15 protein-coding genes and 1 riboswitch are annotated in these 16,691 nt (G+C 72.3%); of the genes, 12 read left to right on the forward strand and 3 right to left on the reverse strand.

Annotated elements, in window-relative coordinates:
* Window positions 1–103 precede the first annotated feature (103 nt).
* Genes ASD62_RS12495 through ASD62_RS12510 form a run of 4 tightly spaced genes read left to right on the forward strand, consistent with a single transcriptional unit; the run spans window position 104 to window position 4,195 of the window.
* Entirely contained in the window at window positions 104–1,297 is a 1,194-nt protein-coding gene (locus ASD62_RS12495) for an allantoate amidohydrolase (RefSeq protein WP_056917368.1), read from the forward strand.
* Entirely contained in the window at window positions 1,294–2,619 is a 1,326-nt protein-coding gene (locus tag ASD62_RS12500) for a formimidoylglutamate deiminase (RefSeq protein ID WP_056916237.1), read from the forward strand. The genes ASD62_RS12495 and ASD62_RS12500 overlap by 4 nt, the downstream gene beginning before the upstream one ends.
* Window positions 2,616–3,815, forward strand: a complete 1,200-nt coding sequence (gene hutI / locus ASD62_RS12505) for an imidazolonepropionase (protein ID WP_082580782.1) — start codon at window positions 2,616–2,618, stop codon at window positions 3,813–3,815. The genes ASD62_RS12500 and hutI overlap by 4 nt, the downstream gene beginning before the upstream one ends.
* Entirely contained in the window at window positions 3,812–4,195 is a 384-nt protein-coding gene (locus ASD62_RS12510) for an ankyrin repeat domain-containing protein (RefSeq protein ID WP_056916238.1), read from the forward strand. The genes hutI and ASD62_RS12510 overlap by 4 nt, the downstream gene beginning before the upstream one ends.
* A gap of 64 nt (window positions 4,196–4,259) precedes the next feature.
* Here the strand turns inward: ASD62_RS12510 and ASD62_RS12515 are convergent, their stop codons facing one another.
* Window positions 4,260–4,550 carry a helix-turn-helix domain-containing protein gene (locus ASD62_RS12515; RefSeq protein ID WP_056916239.1) on the reverse strand — a complete coding sequence of 97 codons (291 nt, stop codon included), beginning with the start codon at window positions 4,548–4,550 and terminating at the stop codon, window positions 4,260–4,262.
* A gap of 58 nt (window positions 4,551–4,608) precedes the next feature.
* Here ASD62_RS12515 and map point away from each other — a divergent pair, with 58 nt between their 5' ends.
* A complete protein-coding gene (map, locus tag ASD62_RS12520; RefSeq protein WP_056916240.1) occupies window positions 4,609–5,388 on the forward strand; it encodes a type I methionyl aminopeptidase in 780 nt (259 codons plus the stop codon).
* 42 nt (window positions 5,389–5,430) lie between these two features.
* Here the strand turns inward: map and ASD62_RS12525 are convergent, their stop codons facing one another.
* Complete coding sequence (locus tag ASD62_RS12525; RefSeq protein WP_235529201.1) at window positions 5,431–5,685, reverse strand: DUF4235 domain-containing protein; 255 nt, start codon at window positions 5,683–5,685, stop codon at window positions 5,431–5,433.
* Window positions 5,686–5,791: 106 nt separating this feature from the next.
* Window positions 5,792–5,894: riboswitch (TPP riboswitch) on the forward strand.
* Window positions 5,895–5,976: 82 nt separating this feature from the next.
* Between ASD62_RS12525 and ASD62_RS12530 the strand changes: the two genes are divergently transcribed.
* Complete coding sequence (locus ASD62_RS12530; protein ID WP_082580783.1) at window positions 5,977–6,708, forward strand: ECF transporter S component; 732 nt, start codon at window positions 5,977–5,979, stop codon at window positions 6,706–6,708.
* A gap of 13 nt (window positions 6,709–6,721) precedes the next feature.
* Window positions 6,722–8,989 carry an ATP-binding cassette domain-containing protein gene (locus tag ASD62_RS12535; RefSeq protein ID WP_235530694.1) on the forward strand — a complete coding sequence of 756 codons (2,268 nt, stop codon included), beginning with the start codon at window positions 6,722–6,724 and terminating at the stop codon, window positions 8,987–8,989.
* Between the two features lie 25 nt (window positions 8,990–9,014).
* Here ASD62_RS12535 and ASD62_RS12540 read toward each other — a convergent pair whose 3' ends face one another.
* Window positions 9,015–9,302 (reverse strand): excalibur calcium-binding domain-containing protein, encoded by a 288-nt coding sequence (locus ASD62_RS12540; RefSeq protein WP_056916242.1) that lies wholly within the window; start codon window positions 9,300–9,302, stop codon window positions 9,015–9,017.
* A gap of 153 nt (window positions 9,303–9,455) precedes the next feature.
* Between ASD62_RS12540 and ASD62_RS12545 the strand changes: the two genes are divergently transcribed.
* The 5 genes from ASD62_RS12545 to ASD62_RS12565 all read left to right on the forward strand — a co-directional run bounded on the left by ASD62_RS12545 (window position 9,456) and on the right by ASD62_RS12565 (window position 16,687).
* Complete coding sequence (locus ASD62_RS12545; protein WP_056916243.1) at window positions 9,456–10,187, forward strand: HAD family phosphatase; 732 nt, start codon at window positions 9,456–9,458, stop codon at window positions 10,185–10,187.
* Window positions 10,184–12,721, forward strand: a complete 2,538-nt coding sequence (locus ASD62_RS12550) for a glycoside hydrolase family 65 protein (protein WP_056916244.1) — start codon at window positions 10,184–10,186, stop codon at window positions 12,719–12,721. Before ASD62_RS12545 ends, ASD62_RS12550 begins: the two co-directional genes overlap by 4 nt.
* A 332-nt stretch (window positions 12,722–13,053) precedes the next feature.
* On the forward strand, window positions 13,054–14,952 hold the full coding sequence (dnaK, locus tag ASD62_RS12555) for a molecular chaperone DnaK (RefSeq protein WP_056916245.1): 1,899 nt from the start codon (window positions 13,054–13,056) through the stop codon (window positions 14,950–14,952).
* A complete protein-coding gene (gene grpE, locus ASD62_RS12560; RefSeq protein WP_056916246.1) occupies window positions 14,949–15,563 on the forward strand; it encodes a nucleotide exchange factor GrpE in 615 nt (204 codons plus the stop codon). The genes dnaK and grpE overlap by 4 nt, the downstream gene beginning before the upstream one ends.
* 101 nt (window positions 15,564–15,664) lie before the next feature.
* Window positions 15,665–16,687 carry a DnaJ C-terminal domain-containing protein gene (locus ASD62_RS12565; RefSeq protein WP_056916247.1) on the forward strand — a complete coding sequence of 341 codons (1,023 nt, stop codon included), beginning with the start codon at window positions 15,665–15,667 and terminating at the stop codon, window positions 16,685–16,687.
* Window positions 16,688–16,691: the final 4 nt, after the last annotated feature.

The following is a 16,691-nucleotide window of genomic DNA, read 5'->3' on the forward strand; positions in this document are numbered from 1 at the left end:
GGTCGGCGCCGGCCCGTGGGGTGTGGAATGGTCAGGTCGTCGGTCCGAGGCCGACCAGCCAGCCGAGCACCGGAGTCGAGAGGGCAGCGTGAGCTTCGAGTCGATGTGGGCCGACCTGCAGCCCGTCGGGCGCAGTGCGGCCTCCGGTGGCTACCGGCGCTTCGCCTGGACGCGCGAGGACCACGACCTTCGCGAGTGGGTCGCCGCGGAGGCGACCCGCCGTGGACTCGACCTCACCGAGGACCGGATGGGCAACCAGTGGGCCTGGTGGGGCGACCCCGACCAGGCGGTCCGCGACGGTGACAAGGGTGTCGTCACCGGCTCCCACCTCGACAGCGTCCCCGATGGTGGCGCCTTCGACGGTCCACTCGGTGTGGTGAGCGCCTTTGCTGCCGTGGATGCGTTGCAGGGCAACGGGTTCGCTCCGCGCCGCCCCATCGGCATCGTCAACTTCGTCGACGAGGAGGGTGCGCGCTTCGGTGTCGCGTGCGCCGGCTCCCGCGTCATCACCGGGGCCATGACGGCCCGCCGGGCCCGTGGCCTCACCGACGCCGACGGCACCTCGATGGCCGACGCGCTCGCCGCCGCCGGGCGCGACCCGCACCAGATCGGCCGCGACGACGAGACGGTCGGCAGGATCGGGGCGTTCGTCGAGCTGCACGTCGAGCAGGGGCGAGGGCTCATCGACCTCGGCCAGCCGGTGGCCGTCGGCACGGACATCTGGCCGCACGGCCGCTGGCGGCTCGACTTCCCCGGCGAGGCCAACCACGCCGGGACCACGCGCCTCGAGGACCGCCAGGACGCGATGCTGGGGTTCGCCGGGGCCGTCCTCGCCGCCCGCGAGGCCGCGATCAACCACGGGTGCGTGGCGACGGTGGGCAAGGTCGCCGTCGTCCCGGGCGGCGTCAACGCCGTTCCCAGTGCGGTCACCGGCTGGCTCGACGCGCGCGGCGCCAAGCCCCGCGCCGTCCGCCGTGCGGTCGCCGACGTGCAGGGCATGGTCGAGCAGGCCGGCGGCCACGTGACGGAGGAGTCCTGGACCCCGTCGACCCCGTTCGACCCGTCCCTCTCGGCGCGGATCGCGACCCGGCTCGGCGGCATACCGGCGCTCGGCACCGGTGCCGGGCACGATGCCGGCATCCTCGCGAACGCCGGGGTGCCCACGGCGATGCTCTTCGTCCGCAACCCCACGGGCATCTCCCACTCGCCCGCGGAGCACGCCGAGACCTCCGACTGCCTCGAGGGCGTCGCCGCCCTCACCGCCGTCCTCGAGGACCTCGCCGGGGAGACCGGATGACGACCTACTGGGCCGAGCACGCCTGGCTCCCCACGGGACTGGCGACCGACGTGCGGTTCGAGGTGGTGGAGGGGCGGTTCGTCGCCGTCCACCGCAAGGCGCGCCCCGCCCCGGGGGACGAGCGGCTCCACGGCGTCGTCCTCCCCGGGCTGGCGAACGCGCACAGCCACGCGTTCCACCGCGCGCTGCGCGGCCGCACGCACGTCGACGGCGGCAACTTCTGGACGTGGCGCGACCAGATGTATGCCGTGACGCGGCACCTCACGCCGGACACGTACTTCGCCCTCGCCAGGGCGGTCTTCGCCGAGATGGCGCTGGCCGGCATCACGGCGGTCGGCGAGTTCCACTACCTGCACCACGCACCGGGCGGCAAGCGGTACGACGACCCCAACGCCATGGGTCACGCCCTGGTCTCCGCCGCGCAGGAGGTGGGGATCAGGCTCACGTTGCTCGACACCTGCTACCTCGCCGGGGGGCTGACGGGTGACGGGCACCTGCCCCTCGACGACGTCCAGGTGCGCTTCTCCGACGGTGACGTCGACGCGTGGGCCGCCCGGGTCGCGGCCCTCGAGCCGGGCCTGACCACCCGCATCGGGGCGGCGGTGCACTCGGTGCGAGCCATCCCGCGCGACCAGCTCGAACCCATGGCGCAGGTGACCCGGGGACGCATCGTGCACGCGCACGTCAGCGAGCAGCCGGCCGAGAACCTCGCCACCCAGATGTTCTACGGCGCCACCCCCACCGCGCTGCTCGCCGAGGCGGGTCTGGTCAACGAACGATTCTCCGCGGTCCACGCGACCCACCTCACCGACGAGGACGTTCGCCTCCTCGGCGACGGGCGGGCGACGGCCTGCTTCTGCCCGACGACCGAGCGCGACCTCGCCGACGGGATCGGCCCCGCCCGCACGCTCGCGGACCACGGGGTGCGGTTGTCCCTCGGGTCCGACCAGCACGCGGTGATCGACCCGTTCGAGGAGCTCCGCGGCCTGGAGATGCACGAGCGGCTCACGAGCAACGAGCGTGGCCGGTTCACCGGGGACGAGCTCCTGCGAGCCGCCGGCGTCGACGGGTACCGCAGCCTCGGCTGGAACGACATCGGCGACATCGCCGAGGGGCAGGTTGCCGACTTCGTCCTCGTGCGCACCGACACCGTCAACACGGTGGGATCCAAGGCGGCCCAGATCCTCTACAGCGCAACGCGATCCGACGTCGACCTCGTCGTCGTGGGGGGCCGCGCCGTCGTGCGCGACGGCGCCCACGAGCTCGGGGACGTCGCAGGCCTCCTCTCGAAGGCGCTTGCCGACGTCAGGGAGCACCGGTGAGCAGCACCGTCGTCACCGGGATCGGTGAGCTCCTCACGTGCGACGGGATGGACGGGCCGGTCGGCGGTCGCCTGGGGCTGCGGCACGGAGCGGCCGTGGTCGTGGAGGACGGACTGGTCGCGTGGCTCGGCCCTGCGACCGACGCCCCGGCCGCGGACCACCGGGTCGACGTCGGTGGGCGCGCGGTCATCCCGGGGTTCGTCGACTCGCACGCGCACCTCGTCTTCGCCGGGGACCGCGGCGACGAGTTCGCAGCGCGGATGGCGGGGACGCCCTACGACGGCGGTGGCATCGGTGTCTCCGTCCGGGCGACCCGGGCCGCCACCGATGACGAGCTGAGGGCCCTGGTGGCCGCCCGGTTCGCCGAGATGCGGGCCCAGGGGACGACCACCGTCGAGGTCAAGAGCGGCTACGGCCTCACGGTCGAGGACGAGGTCCGCGCCCTGCGCATCGCCTCGGAGTTCACGACCGAGACGACGTTCCTGGGGGCGCACGTGGTGCCCGCCGAGTACGCCGCCGACCGCGCGGCATACCTCGAGCTCGTCACCGGGCCGATGCTCACGGCGGCGGCACCGCACGCGCGGTGGGTCGACGTGTTCTGCGAGCCGCACTCGGCCCACGCCTTCACCGCGGAGGAGGCGCGCGCCGTCCTGCTCGCCGGGCGGGAGGCCGGGCTGGGGCTGCGCGTCCACGGCAACCAGCTGGGTCCGGGCCCGGGTGTCCAGCTCGCCGTCGAGCTCGGCGCCGCCAGCGTCGACCACTGCACCCACCTGTCCGACGACGACGTCACCGCCCTCGCCGACGCGGTGGGCACCACGGTGGCGACGCTCCTGCCCGGCGTGGAGTTCTCGACCCGGTCGCCCTACCCGGACGCCGCCGGCCTGCTGCGTGCCGGTGTCGACATCGCCCTCGCCACGGACTGCAACCCGGGCACCTGCTACTCGTCGTCGATGCCGTTCGTCATCGCCCTGGCCGTCCGAGAGATGGGCCTCACCCCCGGTGAGGCCGTGTATGCCGCGACCGCCGGCTCGGCGAAGTCGTTGCGCCGCAGCGACATCGGACGGATCGTCGTTGGTGGGAGAGCCGACATGACCGTGCTCGACGCCCCCTCGCACGTGCACCTGTCCTACCGCGCCGGCGTGCCCATCGCGCGGGTGCTGGACCTCTCCGGCGCGTCCACGGGGGTGGCGGGATGAGCGGGCCCGAGCCCGCCCCCGAGCTCGTCGAGGTCGCGCACGCCTGCTTCGACTTCGCCCGGCACGGCGACACCCCGCGCCTGCTCGCCTACGTCGCGGCCGGGGTGCCGGTCGACCTCACGGACGCGAGCGGCAACACGCTCCTGATGCTCGCCGCCTACCACGGTCACGCCGATGCCGTGCTCGGCCTCGCGGCGGCCGGCGCCGACGTCGACCGGACCAACGACCGCGGTCAGACGCCGCTGGCCGGGGCGGTCTTCAAGGGTGAGGACGAGGTGGTGCAGGCCCTGCTGGAGCACGGCGCCGATCCCGACCTCGGGACGCCGAGCGCCAGGGCCACGGCGGCGATGTTCGGTCGCGAGGACCTTCTCGCGCAGTGACCGCCAGCCGACCTCGGGACGCCAACCGCTCCAGGTCGCCAGCCGGTCCCGGTCGCCAGCCGGTCTACGACGCCAGTCGGTCACGTCGACGGGCGGCAGGGGCGACGCCGTCGGCACCGTTGACCTCGGCCCACACGGCGTCGAGCGACAGGCCGAGGACGTCCGCGATCGCCGCGATGGTCGGGAACGCCGGTGTGGCGACCCGCCCCGACTCGATCTTGCGCAGCGTCTCCGGCGAGAGGTGGGCGTCGAGAGCCGTCTCGAGCATCGGGCGGTCTCCTCGGGCCCGACGCAGCAGGGCGCCGAGACGCTGCCCGCGTTCGACCTCGGCGGGGGTGAGTGGCAACCTGACCATGGTCGGATACTAATACCGGGATACCATTACCGGGNNNNATGTTCCGGAAAGGCCGCGCATGATCGAGATCCTCAGCCCCACCCAGCTCGTCCGGGCCAGGGAACCCGGTGCCCTCGTCGCGGACATCCTGCAGACCCTGAGGTCGCGCAGCGCGGTCGGGACCAACCTGCTCGACATCGACCGGTGGGCCAAGGCGATGATCCTCGAGGCCGGCGCGGTGTCCTGCTACGTCGACTACGCACCGTCCTTCGGACGCGGTCCCTTCGGCCACCACATCTGCACCTCGGTGAACGACGCGGTGCTGCACGGCCTCCCGCGCGACCTCGTGCTGGCGGACGGCGACCTCGTCTCGCTCGACCTCGCCGTGTCGCTGGGCGGGATCGTCGCGGACTCCGCGATCAGCTTCATCGTCGGCGACTCCCAGCCGGCCGAGAGCCTGGCGCTCATCGACGCGACCGAGCGGGCCCTCGCGGCCGGGATCGCCGTCGCCGGCCCGGGCGCCCGGATCGGGGACCTCTCCCACGCGATCGGCTCGAGCCTCCGGGCGTCCGGCTACTCGGTCAACACGCAGTTCGGCGGCCACGGGGTGGGTTCGACGATGCACCAGGACCCGCACGTCGCGAACGCCGGTCGGCCCGGACGTGGCTACACCCTGCGCCCCGGGCTGCTGCTGGCACTCGAGCCGTGGGTGATGGCCGACACCGACGAGCTGGTCACGGATGCCGACGGGTGGACGCTGAAGAGCGCCACCGGCTGCCGGACCGCGCACAGCGAGCACACCATCGCGATCACCGAGCACGGCGCCGAGGTCCTCACGCTGCCGCGGGTGGCCAACTGAGGGACGCCTGACGCGGCGCTGGTCGCGGGGTCCGGACGCCTGTCAGGCCTCGCCGTCCTGCATGGCCTGGGGGAGGTGGCCGGCCGACTTCTCGTAGTACTGGGCGGCCTTGCGGGTCATCGCGACCTTGGCGGCGCCGGCCGCCAGCCCGGTGAGGGCGGCGAACGCGACCGCGTCCTTCCACGGCGTGCGCGGGTCGCGGGGGTCCAGCGTCGAGTCCTTGCCGGCCTTCTTCCAGATGGTCGTCACCAGCTTGTTCGCGACGATCCCGGCCAGCACCGCGGATCCCGTTCCCATGATTCTCCACACCATCGGGCCCATGTCGTCCTCCAGTCGTCGTGCAGGTCGCAGATCTCTGCGCCGTCGTCCTGTCCAGCCTTGCACAGGGTGGAGTAGCCTGCAGACGTCACGACAGGGGAGCGCGCAAGCGCTGAGAGTGCGGCCCACCGCAGACCCTCACACCTGATCCGGTTCGCACCGGCGTAGGGAGTCGAGTTCTCACGCACCTGTCGGCCGTCGCGCCTCTTCGGTGCGCTGGTCGGCAGGGGCACCCCCTCGGAATCCAACGGATCCTCGGGAGGCACGACCATGAGCACCACCAACACCCCCGCCGGCTCGCCCGGCACCAGCACCACCAGCACGGCCACCACCAGCACGCCCGACGCCAGCACCGGCTCCACTGGCACCGGCGCCACGACCCCCGCCCGCCGCGGCAGTATCCGTGCGAGCGGCTCCCTGTTCGGGTGGCGCACGGTCGACCTGCTGACCGTCGCCTTCCTCGGCGCCGCGTTCGGCATCGCCTACTGGGGCTGGGGCCTCGCCTACGGCGGCCCGGCCGACCTCCTCGGCAAGGCCTTCCCACCCCTGCAGGGCATCACCGCCGCTCCGTGGCTGATGGCCGGGGTCGTCGGTGGCCTCGTGATCCGGCGTCCCGGCGCCGCCCTCTTGTGCGAGGTCATCGCCGCGCTGGTCTCGATGCTCCCCGGCACCCAGTGGGGTGCGTCCACCCTGGTGTCCGGCATCCTCCAGGGAGCGGGCGCCGAGATCGCCTTCCTGCTCCTCGGGTACGGCGCCTTCGGCCTCGGTGCGGCGGCTCTCGCCGGTGCCCTCAGCGCGCCCCTCGAGGCGGTCTACGAGTGGCAGGTCTACTGGACCGACTGGGGCATGGACTACAAGCTCCTCTACGGCGCCATCCTCACCGTGTCGGGAGCCGTCATCGCCGGCGGCCTCGGCTGGCTGCTGACCCGGGCGCTGGCCAAGGCCGGTGCCCTCGGCGCCTTCCCGGTCGGTCAGGAAGTCAGGGAGACCCGCGCTGTCTGACCTCGCCGGCCGCGTGCTGACCCCCGGTGACGTCCCCGTCGCCGGGGGCGCAGCCGGACGCGTCGAGGTCCGCGACCTCACGTGGCGCCCGTACGGCCGCCGCGAACCCGTGCTGCGCGGCATCGACCTCGTCGTCCCTGCGGGTCAACGCCTGCTGCTCGTCGGCCCCAGCGGGTCGGGCAAGTCCACCCTCCTGCGTGCCCTCGCGGGCGTGCTCGAGGTCGCCGACTCCGGTGAGCTCAGCGGTTCGGTCCTGCTCGACGGGACCGAACCGGGTGCCCGGGCCGGTGCCGTCGGCCTGGTGCTCCAGGAGCCCGGGGCGGGCGTGGTCTCGGCGACCATCGGGCGTGACGTCGCCTTCGGCCTGGAGAACACGGGTGTGCCGCGCACGGACATGCCGGACCGCGTCGCCTCCGCGCTGGCGGCCGTGCACCTGACGATGCCGCAGGACACCCCCACGCACGCGCTCTCGGGTGGGGAGCAGCAACGCCTCGCGCTCGCCGGCGCGCTGGCCCTGGAACCCGGGCTGCTGCTCCTCGACGAACCGACCGCGATGCTCGACCCGGTCAACGCGGCCTCCGTCCGGGAGGTCGTCGACGAGGTGACGCGGTCCAGGGGCCTGACCGCGGTCGTGGTCGAGCACCGGCTCGGGGCGTGGGTCGACTTCGCCGACCGGCTCGTCGTCCTGGACTCGGCGGGCAGGGTCGTCGCCGACGGCCCACCGGGCCGGGTCCTGGCCGACGAGGGCGAGGCCCTTGCCGCCCAAGGGATCTGGGTGCCCGGCGTCGCCGATCCCGATCCCATCCCGGTCCCCCCGGGGACGTTCGGGCCGGGCCGGCTCGGAGCGCACGTGGTGGCCCTCGACGCGGTCGACCTGCGGGTGAGGCGTTCGGTGCGTCGTCTGGACGGGTCGACCCGCACCAGCGTCGCCGTCGACGCCCAGTGGCTGCAGGTGAGAGCGGGTGAGTCACACGCCCTCATCGGCCCCTCGGGCGCGGGCAAGTCCACGCTCGTGCTCGCGCTCGCCGGGCTCGTGGACCGGCAGGGTGGTCAGGTGCGGGTCCACCCCGAGCTGGCGGTCGAGGGAGGTCGTGACCCGCGCGACTGGTCCACGAAGGACGTCGCCCGGACCCTCGCGTGGGTGCCGCAGTGGGCCAGCTCGACGCTGGTCGCCTCCACGGTCCTCGACGAGGTGATGACGACCTCCCGTGCCCTCGGCCTCGTGGAGTCCGAGGCCCTGGCCCGGTGCCGTGCCCTCCTCGGGGTGCTCGGGCTCGGGCACCTGGAGCAGGCCGATCCCCGTCACCTCTCCGGCGGCGAGCAGCGACGCCTCGCGATGGTGTCGGCCGTGGCCCACCAGCCCGCGGTCCTGCTCGCGGACGAGGCCACGGTCGGCCAGGACCGCAGGACGTGGGCGGCGGTCGTCGGCATCCTCGAGGCGTTGCGGGACGCCGACTCGGCCGTGGTCGTGACGACCCACGACGACGGGGTCGTCGACCGGGCGGACCGGGTCACCACCGTCAGCCGTCCCGCGCAGCCACCGAGCCCGCCCACGCCGCGACGGCCGCTGGTGGCGCGAGCCGGCCCCCTGGCCCTGCTCGCGGGGTCGCTGCTCGCCATACCGGCCGGGGTCGTGTCGCCGCAGTGGCGCACGAGCCTTGCGGTCCTGGCCACCCAGCTGGTCCTCACGGGCCTCGCCCTGGCCGCCCCGGGGCGCGGGCCCCGGCCCAGGGGCCGGGCTGCCGGTGTCGCCGTGCGGATGGTGCCCGGCCTGGTCGGGGCGGTCTCCGTCGCGTGGTCGACGTGGCTGCTCGGCACCCGCGACCTCGACGTCGTCGCGACGGCCGGCCTGCGCGTCCTCGTCATCGTGCTGCCGTCCGCGGTGCTGATCCGGTACGTCGACGCCGACGCCCTCGGTGACCACCTCGCCCAGCAGCTGCGGCTCCCCGCACGTCCGGTCGTCGCGCTGGCTGCCGCCCTCCAGCGCGTGCACACGTTCGGCGACACCTGGGCCGAGATCGCGCGCGCTCGCAGGGTGCGGGGGATCGCCGCGACGGCACGGTCCCCGCGGTCGGTCCTGGACGAGGTCTGGGCGCTGACCCTGGGCATGCTCGTGCGCTCGCTCCAGGCGGCGGCGGTGCTCGCCGTGGCGATGGACGCCCGCGGGTTCGCCACGGCGTCGCGGCGCACGTGGGCGCACGCCGCACCCTGGGGGCTCGCGGACAGCCTCGTGCTGGTGCTCTCGCTCGCCCCGGTCGCCGTCGCGCTGCTGGCGGTCTAGCGCTGCCCGGGCGCGTCCGGTGCCGTCAGCGCTTCTCGCAGGCGATGCCGTCCTTGTCGCGGTCGCTCTTGGTGTTGAGCTTGTAGGTCGCCGCGCTGACGGTGAAGCTGGTGACCGGCTTGGTCGACCCGCTGACCTTGTCCTTGGCGCCGGGCCTGCCGACACCGTGCTTGTAGACCTTGTTCAGCTCCGTGCAGTTCTTGTAGGCCTTCGGCTTGGGGGCGGCCTCGGCCGAGACCGACGTCGCGATGACGAAGCCGCTGGAGAGCAGGGTGGAGGCGACGAGGGTGGCGAGGGCGGAACGGGAGCGCATGCGCGCACTCTCGCAGCCGGCCGGGTACGAAGCAGGCGTTTTCGCCACCTTCCGACCCTCCCCGCGGACAACCTCGGCCGGACGGCTGACCATCCCATGGGACTTGCCGTGACCTGCCCGACGGCCGTGGAGGTGGGCCTCTAGCCTTGACCGGTGGACTGGACCGACTACGACGCTGCCCTCTTCGACCTCGACGGGGTGCTGACCCCGACCGCCGAGGTGCACATGCGGGCGTGGGACGTCATGTTCAACGACTACCTCCGCAGCCGGGACGAGGGCCGCGACGAGGACCCGCAGCCCTACACCGAGCAGGACTACTTCGACTTCGTGGACGGCAAGCCGCGCTACGACGGCGTGCGCTCCTTCCTCGCCTCGCGCGGCATCACCCTGCCGGACGGCACCCCTGACGACGCCCCCGAGCTCGAGACCGTGTGCGGCCTCGGCAACCGCAAGAACGCCGCCTTCTCCGCGGTGCTCCGTGACGAGGGCGTCACCCCCTACCCGGCCTCGGTCGCCCTCCTGGACCACCTGCGCGAGCGCGGCACCGCCGTCGCCGTCGTCTCCTCGTCCCGCAACGCCCCGGCCGTCCTCGCCGCCGCCGGCCTCGCCGACCGCTTCGAGGTCGTCGTCGACGGCCAGGTCGCCGCGGCCGCCGGCCTCCCGGGCAAGCCGGCTCCCGACACCTACCTGTATGCCGCGGAGCAGCTCGGCGTGACCAAGGAGCGTTCCGTCGTGCTCGAGGACGCCCTCTCGGGGGTCCAGTCCGGCCGGGCCGGGGACTTCGGGCTCGTCGTCGGGGTCGACCGCGGTGCCGGCGCCCAGCCCCTGCTCGACGGTGGCGCCGACGTGGTCGTGTCCGAGCTCGACGAGCTGATCGCTCGATGAGCGACTCCGGCACCGGCCACGGCGGCGCCCCGACGACCACCCCCGTCGACCCGGTCGACCGCACCCGCTTCCCGGTCGACGAGTGGGCGTGGACCGAGACGGCCTTCTCCAACGAGGACCTCGGCGTCACCGAGACGGTGTTCGCCGTCGCCAACGGCTACCTCGGCATGCGCGGCAACGTCGAGGAGGGTCGCGAGACCCACGCCCACGGCACCTTCATCAACGGGTTCCACGAGACCTGGAAGATCCGGCACGCGGAGGAGGCCTTCGGTTTCGCCCAGACCGGCCAGACCATCGTCAACGTCCCGGACGTCAAGACGATCAAGCTCTACGTCGACGACGAGCCGCTGCTGCTCTCGGTCGCGGACCTCGAGCACTACGAGCGGTCGCTCGACTTCGCCGACGGGGTGCTGCGCCGGTCGCTCGTGTGGTGCACGCCCTCGGGCAAGCGGGTCAAGGTCGAGTCGCGACGCATGGTGTCGTTCGAGCAGCGGCACCTCGCGGTGATGACGTTCGAGGTGACCCTGCTCGACGGCGACGCCCCGATCGCGATCTCGTCGCAGGTGCTCAACCGCCAGGACGGCCAGGACGAGTACTTCGTGAAGTCGGCGGCCATGGGCGCCGGGTTCGACCCGCGCAAGGCCGCCAAGTTCACCGAGCGGGTCCTGCTGCCGCAGAGCCACTGGTGCAGCGAGCGCCGGGCCATCCTGGGCTACCGCTGCGCCAGCTCGGGCATGACGGTCGCCGTCGCCGTGGACCACGAGATCCGCACCGACAACGTCTTCGAGGAGCTGGCGCACGCCGAGGAGGACCTGGCCAAGAAGGTCTACCGGGTCACCGCCAAGGAAGGCGTGCCGATCACGATCACCAAGGTCGCGGCATACCACTCCTCGCGCGGGGTGCCCGTGCGCGAGCTGGTCGACCGCGGCCGGCGCACCCTCGACCGCGCGCGGGAGGCCGGTGTCGAGGAGCTGTTCGCCGAGCAGCGGCGCTGGATGGACCGGTTCTGGGCCGACTCGGACGTCGTGGTCGACGGACACCCCGACGTGCAGCAGGCGATCCGGTGGAACCTGTTCCAGCTCGCGCAGGCCTCGGGCCGCGTGGAGCAGGCCGGCATCCCGGCCAAGGGCGTCACGGGCTCGGGGTACGAGGGCCACTACTTCTGGGACACCGAGACGTACGTGCTGCCGTTCCTCAGCTACACCTCGCCGTGGATGGCTCGCGGTGCGCTGCGGTTCCGCTACCAGATGCTCCCGGCCGCACGGCGTCGTGCGCGCGAGCTGTCGCAGTCCGGTGCGGCTTTCCCGTGGCGCACCATCAACGGCGAGGAGGCCTCGGCCTACTACGCCGCGGGCACCGCGCAGTTCCACATCAACGCCGACATCGCCTACGCCCTCTCGAAGTACGTCAGCGCCAGCGGTGACGAGGACTTCATGATGCGCGAGGGGATCGACGTCCTGGTCGAGACCGCGCGGATGTGGGCCGACCTCGGGTTCTGGTTGGGGCGCAAGGAGCCTCGCTTCCACATCCACGGGGTGACCGGTCCGGACGAGTACACGACGGTCGTCAACAACAACCTCTTCACCAACGTCATGGCGCGCGACAACCTGCGCCAGGCCGCCCGGTGGTCGGACATCCTGCGCGAACGGCGACCGAACGACTTCGCCCGCATGATGGCGCGGCTCGAGGTGGACGACGCCGAGATCGAGGAGTGGCGGCACTGTGCCGAGGGGATGCACATCCCCTACGACGAGGCGATGGGCGTGCACCCCCAGGACCAGCACTTCCTCGAGCGGGAGGTGTGGGACCTCGCGGCGACGCCGCCGGACAAGCGACCCCTGCTGCTGCACTACCACCCGCTGGTGATCTACCGGTTCCAGGTCCTCAAGCAGGCCGACGTCGTCGCCGCGCTCTTCCTGCAGGGCGACCTGTTCACCGTGGAGGAGAAGCGCGCTGACTTCGAGTACTACGACCCGATCACGACGGGCGACTCGACGCTCTCGGCGGTCGTGCAGTCGATCATCGCGGCGGAGGTGGGCTACCAGGACCTCGCCCTGCGGTACTTCCACTCCGGGCTCTACGTCGACCTCGCGGACCTGCACCGCAACGCCGCCGACGGCGTCCACATCGCCTCCTGCGGCGGTGTCTGGAACGCCACCGTCTACGGGTTCGGCGGCATGCGCGACCACAACGGCACGCTGACCTTCGACCCGCGCCTGCCGGCGAGCTGGCCGCGGCTGGAGTTCCGGCTGCGCGTGCGCGGCAACCGGGTGCGGGTGGAGATCCTTCCGGACCAGATCGCGTTCACCCTCGTGGAGGGCGACGGGCTCGAGTTCGTCGTGCGCGGCGAGCGGGTCCGAGTAGACCCCGGTGAACCCACCGTCGTCGCGCTCGAGGACCAGGGCCCCGTGATCACGCGGGAGCTCGGCAGCATGCCGGTCGTGGGCCGCGGCGACGAGCACGAGATGGTCTACACCGCCGGCGTCCCCGACCCGCGCAGCCGCAAGCGCACCGACGACAACAAGCCGGGCTGACCCGGCCGCCCGGCGCCGGACCCCGAGCCCGCAATGCGGGGGTTGCTCGGCACCACGGCACGTACAGACCGCCGTTTCGCCGAGCAACCCCCGCTTCGTCGTGTCGGGGGGCCTACCGGGGGTGTGCCGCCAGCCCACCACCCCGCGAACCCGTGGCCGACGCGGTGCCGGCCCCTGCGGCATACGGGCGGGAACAAAGTCTGCACGCACGAAGTTGAGCCTGATGAACTCAAGTTTGGGTGCTCGGATTTGCACCCACCGGGACGTCGTCCTAACTTGAGTGGAGGCAACTCAACCCGGTACCCATTCCCCAGCACCACAGGAGCATCCCCATGGCACGTGCGGTCGGCATCGACCTCGGAACCACCAACTCGGCTGTCGCCGTCCTCGAGGGCGGCGAGCCGACCATCATCGCGAACGCGGAGGGCGGTCGCACGACCCCGTCCGTCGTCGCGTTCTCCAAGGGCGGTGAGGTCCTGGTCGGCGAGATCGCCAAGCGCCAGGCCGTCACCAACGTCGACCGCACCATCCGGTCGGTCAAGCGCCACATCGGCACGGACTGGCAGTCCCCCGAGATCGACGGCAAGACGTACACCGCCCAGGAGATCAGCGCCCGCATCCTGCAGAAGCTCAAGCGCGACGCCGAGTCCTACCTCGGTGAGGACGTGACCGACGCCGTCATCACCGTTCCCGCGTACTTCGACGACCACGAGCGCCAGGCCACCAAGGAGGCCGGTGAGATCGCGGGCCTCAACGTCCTGCGCATCATCAACGAGCCCACCGCCGCGGCCCTCGCGTACGGCCTCGACAAGGGCAAGGAGGACGAGCTCATCCTCGTCTTCGACCTCGGTGGCGGCACCTTCGACGTGTCCCTCCTCGAGGTCGGCAAGGACCCGGAGGACGGCTTCTCCACCATCCAGGTCCGCTCCACCAGCGGTGACAACAAGCTCGGTGGCGACGACTGGGACGAGCGCATCGTGTCCCACCTGCTCACCACCGTGAAGAACACCTCCGGTGTCGACCTGTCCAAGGACAAGATCGCCATGCAGCGTCTGCGCGACGCGGCGGAGCAGGCCAAGAAGGAGCTCTCGTCCTCGACGAGCACCAACATCTCCCTGCAGTACCTCTCGATGTCGGAGAACGGCCCGATCCACCTCGAGGAGACGATGAGCCGCGCCCAGTTCGAGCAGCTCACCAAGGACCTCCTCGACCGGACCAAGCAGCCGTTCCAGAACGTCATCAAGGACGCCGGCATCTCCCTGTCCGAGATCGACCACGTGGTCCTCGTCGGTGGCTCGACCCGCATGCCCGCCGTGAGCACCCTCGTCAAGGAGCTCACCGGTGGCAAGGAGCCCAACAAGGGCGTCAACCCGGACGAGGTCGTCGCCGTCGGTGCGTCCCTGCAGGCCGGTGTCCTCAAGGGTGAGCGCAAGGACGTCCTCCTCATCGACGTCACGCCGCTGAGCCTGGGCATCGAGACCAAGGGTGGCCTGTTCACCAAGCTCATCGAGCGCAACACCGCGATCCCGACCAAGCGCTCCGAGGTGTTCTCCACCGCCGAGGACAACCAGCCGAGCGTCCTCATCCAGGTGTTCCAGGGTGAGCGCGAGATCGCCCAGCACAACAAGCAGCTCGGCACCTTCGAGCTCAGTGGCATCGCGCCGGCCCCCCGTGGCGTGCCCCAGGTCGAGGTGACGTTCGACATCGACGCCAACGGCATCGTCAACGTCTCCGCCAAGGACCGTGGCACCGGTGCGGAGCAGAAGATCACCATCTCCGGTGGGTCTGCCCTCGCCAAGGAGGACATCGAGCGGATGATCAAGGAGGCGGAGGCCCACGCGGACGAGGACAAGAAGCGCCGTGAGGAGACCGAGGCCCGCAACACCGCCGAGCAGCTCGTCTACTCGACGGAGAAGTTCCTCACCGACAGCGCCGACAAGATCCCGGCCGACGGCCGTGGCGACGTCGACGCCGCCCTCGCGGACCTCAAGGAGGCCCTCAAGGCCGACTCGGGTGCCACCCCCGAGGACATCTCGGCGAAGTCGTCGAAGCTCTCCGAGGAGTCCCAGAAGCTGGGCACAGCGATGTATGCCGCCGCGGCCGAGTCCGACCAGGCCGGCACCGCCGGTGACGGTGCGGGCTCCGGCGACGGCGCCCCGGCCGGCGACGCCTCGTCCGACGACGACGTCGTGGACGCCGAGGTCGTCGAGGACGACGAGGAGAAGAAGTGACGGAGCGCAGCTCCTGGCCCCAGGGCACCGAGGAGGAGGTGGGCGCCGGCCAGCAGGCCGGGCCCACCGCCCCCGAGGCGTCCCCGCTCGAGGGTGACGTGGTGCAGGAGTCGGGCGCCCAGGCCTCCGACGCCTCGGACGACCAACCCGAGGGCGCCGCAGAAGGCCACCCCGACACCGCCCTCGCGGCGGAGCGGCTGGTCGACCTGCAGCGCCTCCAGGCGGAGTACGTCAACTACAAGCGTCGCGTCGACCGCGACCGTGCGGTCGTGCAGGAGCGCGCCGCCCGGTCCGTCATCGAGGCGCTGCTGCCGGTCCTCGACGACATCCACGCGGCCCGCGAGCACGGCGACCTCGAGGGCGGCCCGTTCTCCTCGATCGCGGACAAGCTCGAGGCCACCCTGGGCAAGTTCGGGCTCGAGCGGTACGGCGCCGTGGGCGAGGAGTTCGACCCCTCCCTGCACGAGGCGCTGATGCACACGGCCTGGCCGCAGGACGGTTCGGTCGCCTCGACCGGGTCGACCACCGTGGTCCAGGTGCTCCAGCCCGGCTACCGCGCCGGCGAGCAGGTCCTGCGCGCGGCGCGTGTCGCCGTGGCGGACCCCGAGTGACCGAGGCCAGACTGCACGACACGGCGCGGAAGCCCGGGACAACACCTGTCCCCGGGCTTCCGCCCACCACCGCCACCGACTGCTGAGAGGAGGACCCGGACATGGCCAGCCAGGACTGGTTCGAGAAGGACTTCTACGCCATCCTCGGCGTCCCCCAGGATGCCGACGACGCGGCGATCAAGAAGGCCTACCGCAAGCTCGCCCGCAAGCACCACCCCGACCAGAACCCCGGGGACGCGGCCGCCGAGCAGCGGTTCAAGGACATCGGCGAGGCCAACTCGGTGCTGTCCGACCCCGAGAAGCGCCGGGAGTACGACGCCGTGCGCCAGATGGCCCGCGGCGGGGCCCGCTTCACCGCGGGTGGCCCCGGTGGGGCTGCCGGTGGCGGCGGGTTCGACGACGTGTTCTCGTCGATGTTCGGCGGTGGTGGGGGCGGCCAGCGCGTCCGCTACTCCACCGGCGGTGGCGGGGGCCAGCCCAACCTCGAGGACCTCTTCGGCATGTTCGGGGGCGGTGGCGGCGCCGGCCAGACGTATGGCGGCGGTGCCGGTTTCCGGGCACCGACCGGGCCGCGCAAGGGCGGCGACCTGACGGCCCGCACCAGCCTGTCCTTCCGTGACGCCGTCGCGGGTTCCACCGTCACCCTGGGCGTCACCGGCGGGGGCCAGATCACCACGCGGATCCCGGCCGGCGTCAAGGACGGCCAGAAGATCCGGCTGCGCGGCAAGGGCCAGCCCGGCGACCGCGGGTCCGACAACGGCGACCTCATCCTGACCATCTCGGTGGAGAAGCACCCGGTCTTCAGCAGGGACGGTGACAACCTCACGCTGGACCTGCCGGTGACGTTCGCCGAGGCCGCCCTAGGTGCGACCGTCTCGGTGCCGACCCTCACCGGCGACCCGGTCAAGGTCCGCATCGCGCCGGGCACCCCGAGCGGTCGGGTGCTGCGGGTCAAGGGCCGCGGGGTCCAGGTCAAGGGCACACCCGGTGACCTGATGGCCCGCGTCGTCGTCGTGGTGCCGCAACGGCTCTCCGACGAGGCCCGTGAGGCGGTGGAGACCCTGCGGTCGCAGGACGAGGGGCACGACCCGCGCGCCGAGCTCTTCGAGAACGCGGGACGGTGACCCG

The sequence above is a fragment of the Phycicoccus sp. Root563 genome (genome assembly GCF_001427915.1).
GTDB lineage: Bacteria > Actinomycetota > Actinomycetes > Actinomycetales > Dermatophilaceae > Pedococcus.

Coding starts and splice junctions, on each gene's coding strand:
- ASD62_RS12495 (WP_056917368.1), top strand. CDS start 104: ATGTGGGCCGACCTGCAGCCCGTCGGGCGCAGTGCGGCCTCCGGTGGC.
- ASD62_RS12500 (WP_056916237.1), top strand. CDS start 1,294: ATGACGACCTACTGGGCCGAGCACGCCTGGCTCCCCACGGGACTGGCG.
- ASD62_RS12510 (WP_056916238.1), top strand. CDS start 3,812: ATGAGCGGGCCCGAGCCCGCCCCCGAGCTCGTCGAGGTCGCGCACGCC.
- ASD62_RS12515 (WP_056916239.1), bottom strand. CDS start 4,550: ATGGTCAGGTTGCCACTCACCCCCGCCGAGGTCGAACGCGGGCAGCGT.
- map (WP_056916240.1), top strand. CDS start 4,609: ATGATCGAGATCCTCAGCCCCACCCAGCTCGTCCGGGCCAGGGAACCC.
- ASD62_RS12525 (WP_235529201.1), bottom strand. CDS start 5,685: ATGGGAACGGGATCCGCGGTGCTGGCCGGGATCGTCGCGAACAAGCTG.
- ASD62_RS12530 (WP_082580783.1), top strand. CDS start 5,977: ATGAGCACCACCAACACCCCCGCCGGCTCGCCCGGCACCAGCACCACC.
- ASD62_RS12540 (WP_056916242.1), bottom strand. CDS start 9,302: ATGCGCTCCCGTTCCGCCCTCGCCACCCTCGTCGCCTCCACCCTGCTC.
- ASD62_RS12550 (WP_056916244.1), top strand. CDS start 10,184: ATGAGCGACTCCGGCACCGGCCACGGCGGCGCCCCGACGACCACCCCC.
- dnaK (WP_056916245.1), top strand. CDS start 13,054: ATGGCACGTGCGGTCGGCATCGACCTCGGAACCACCAACTCGGCTGTC.
- ASD62_RS12565 (WP_056916247.1), top strand. CDS start 15,665: ATGGCCAGCCAGGACTGGTTCGAGAAGGACTTCTACGCCATCCTCGGC.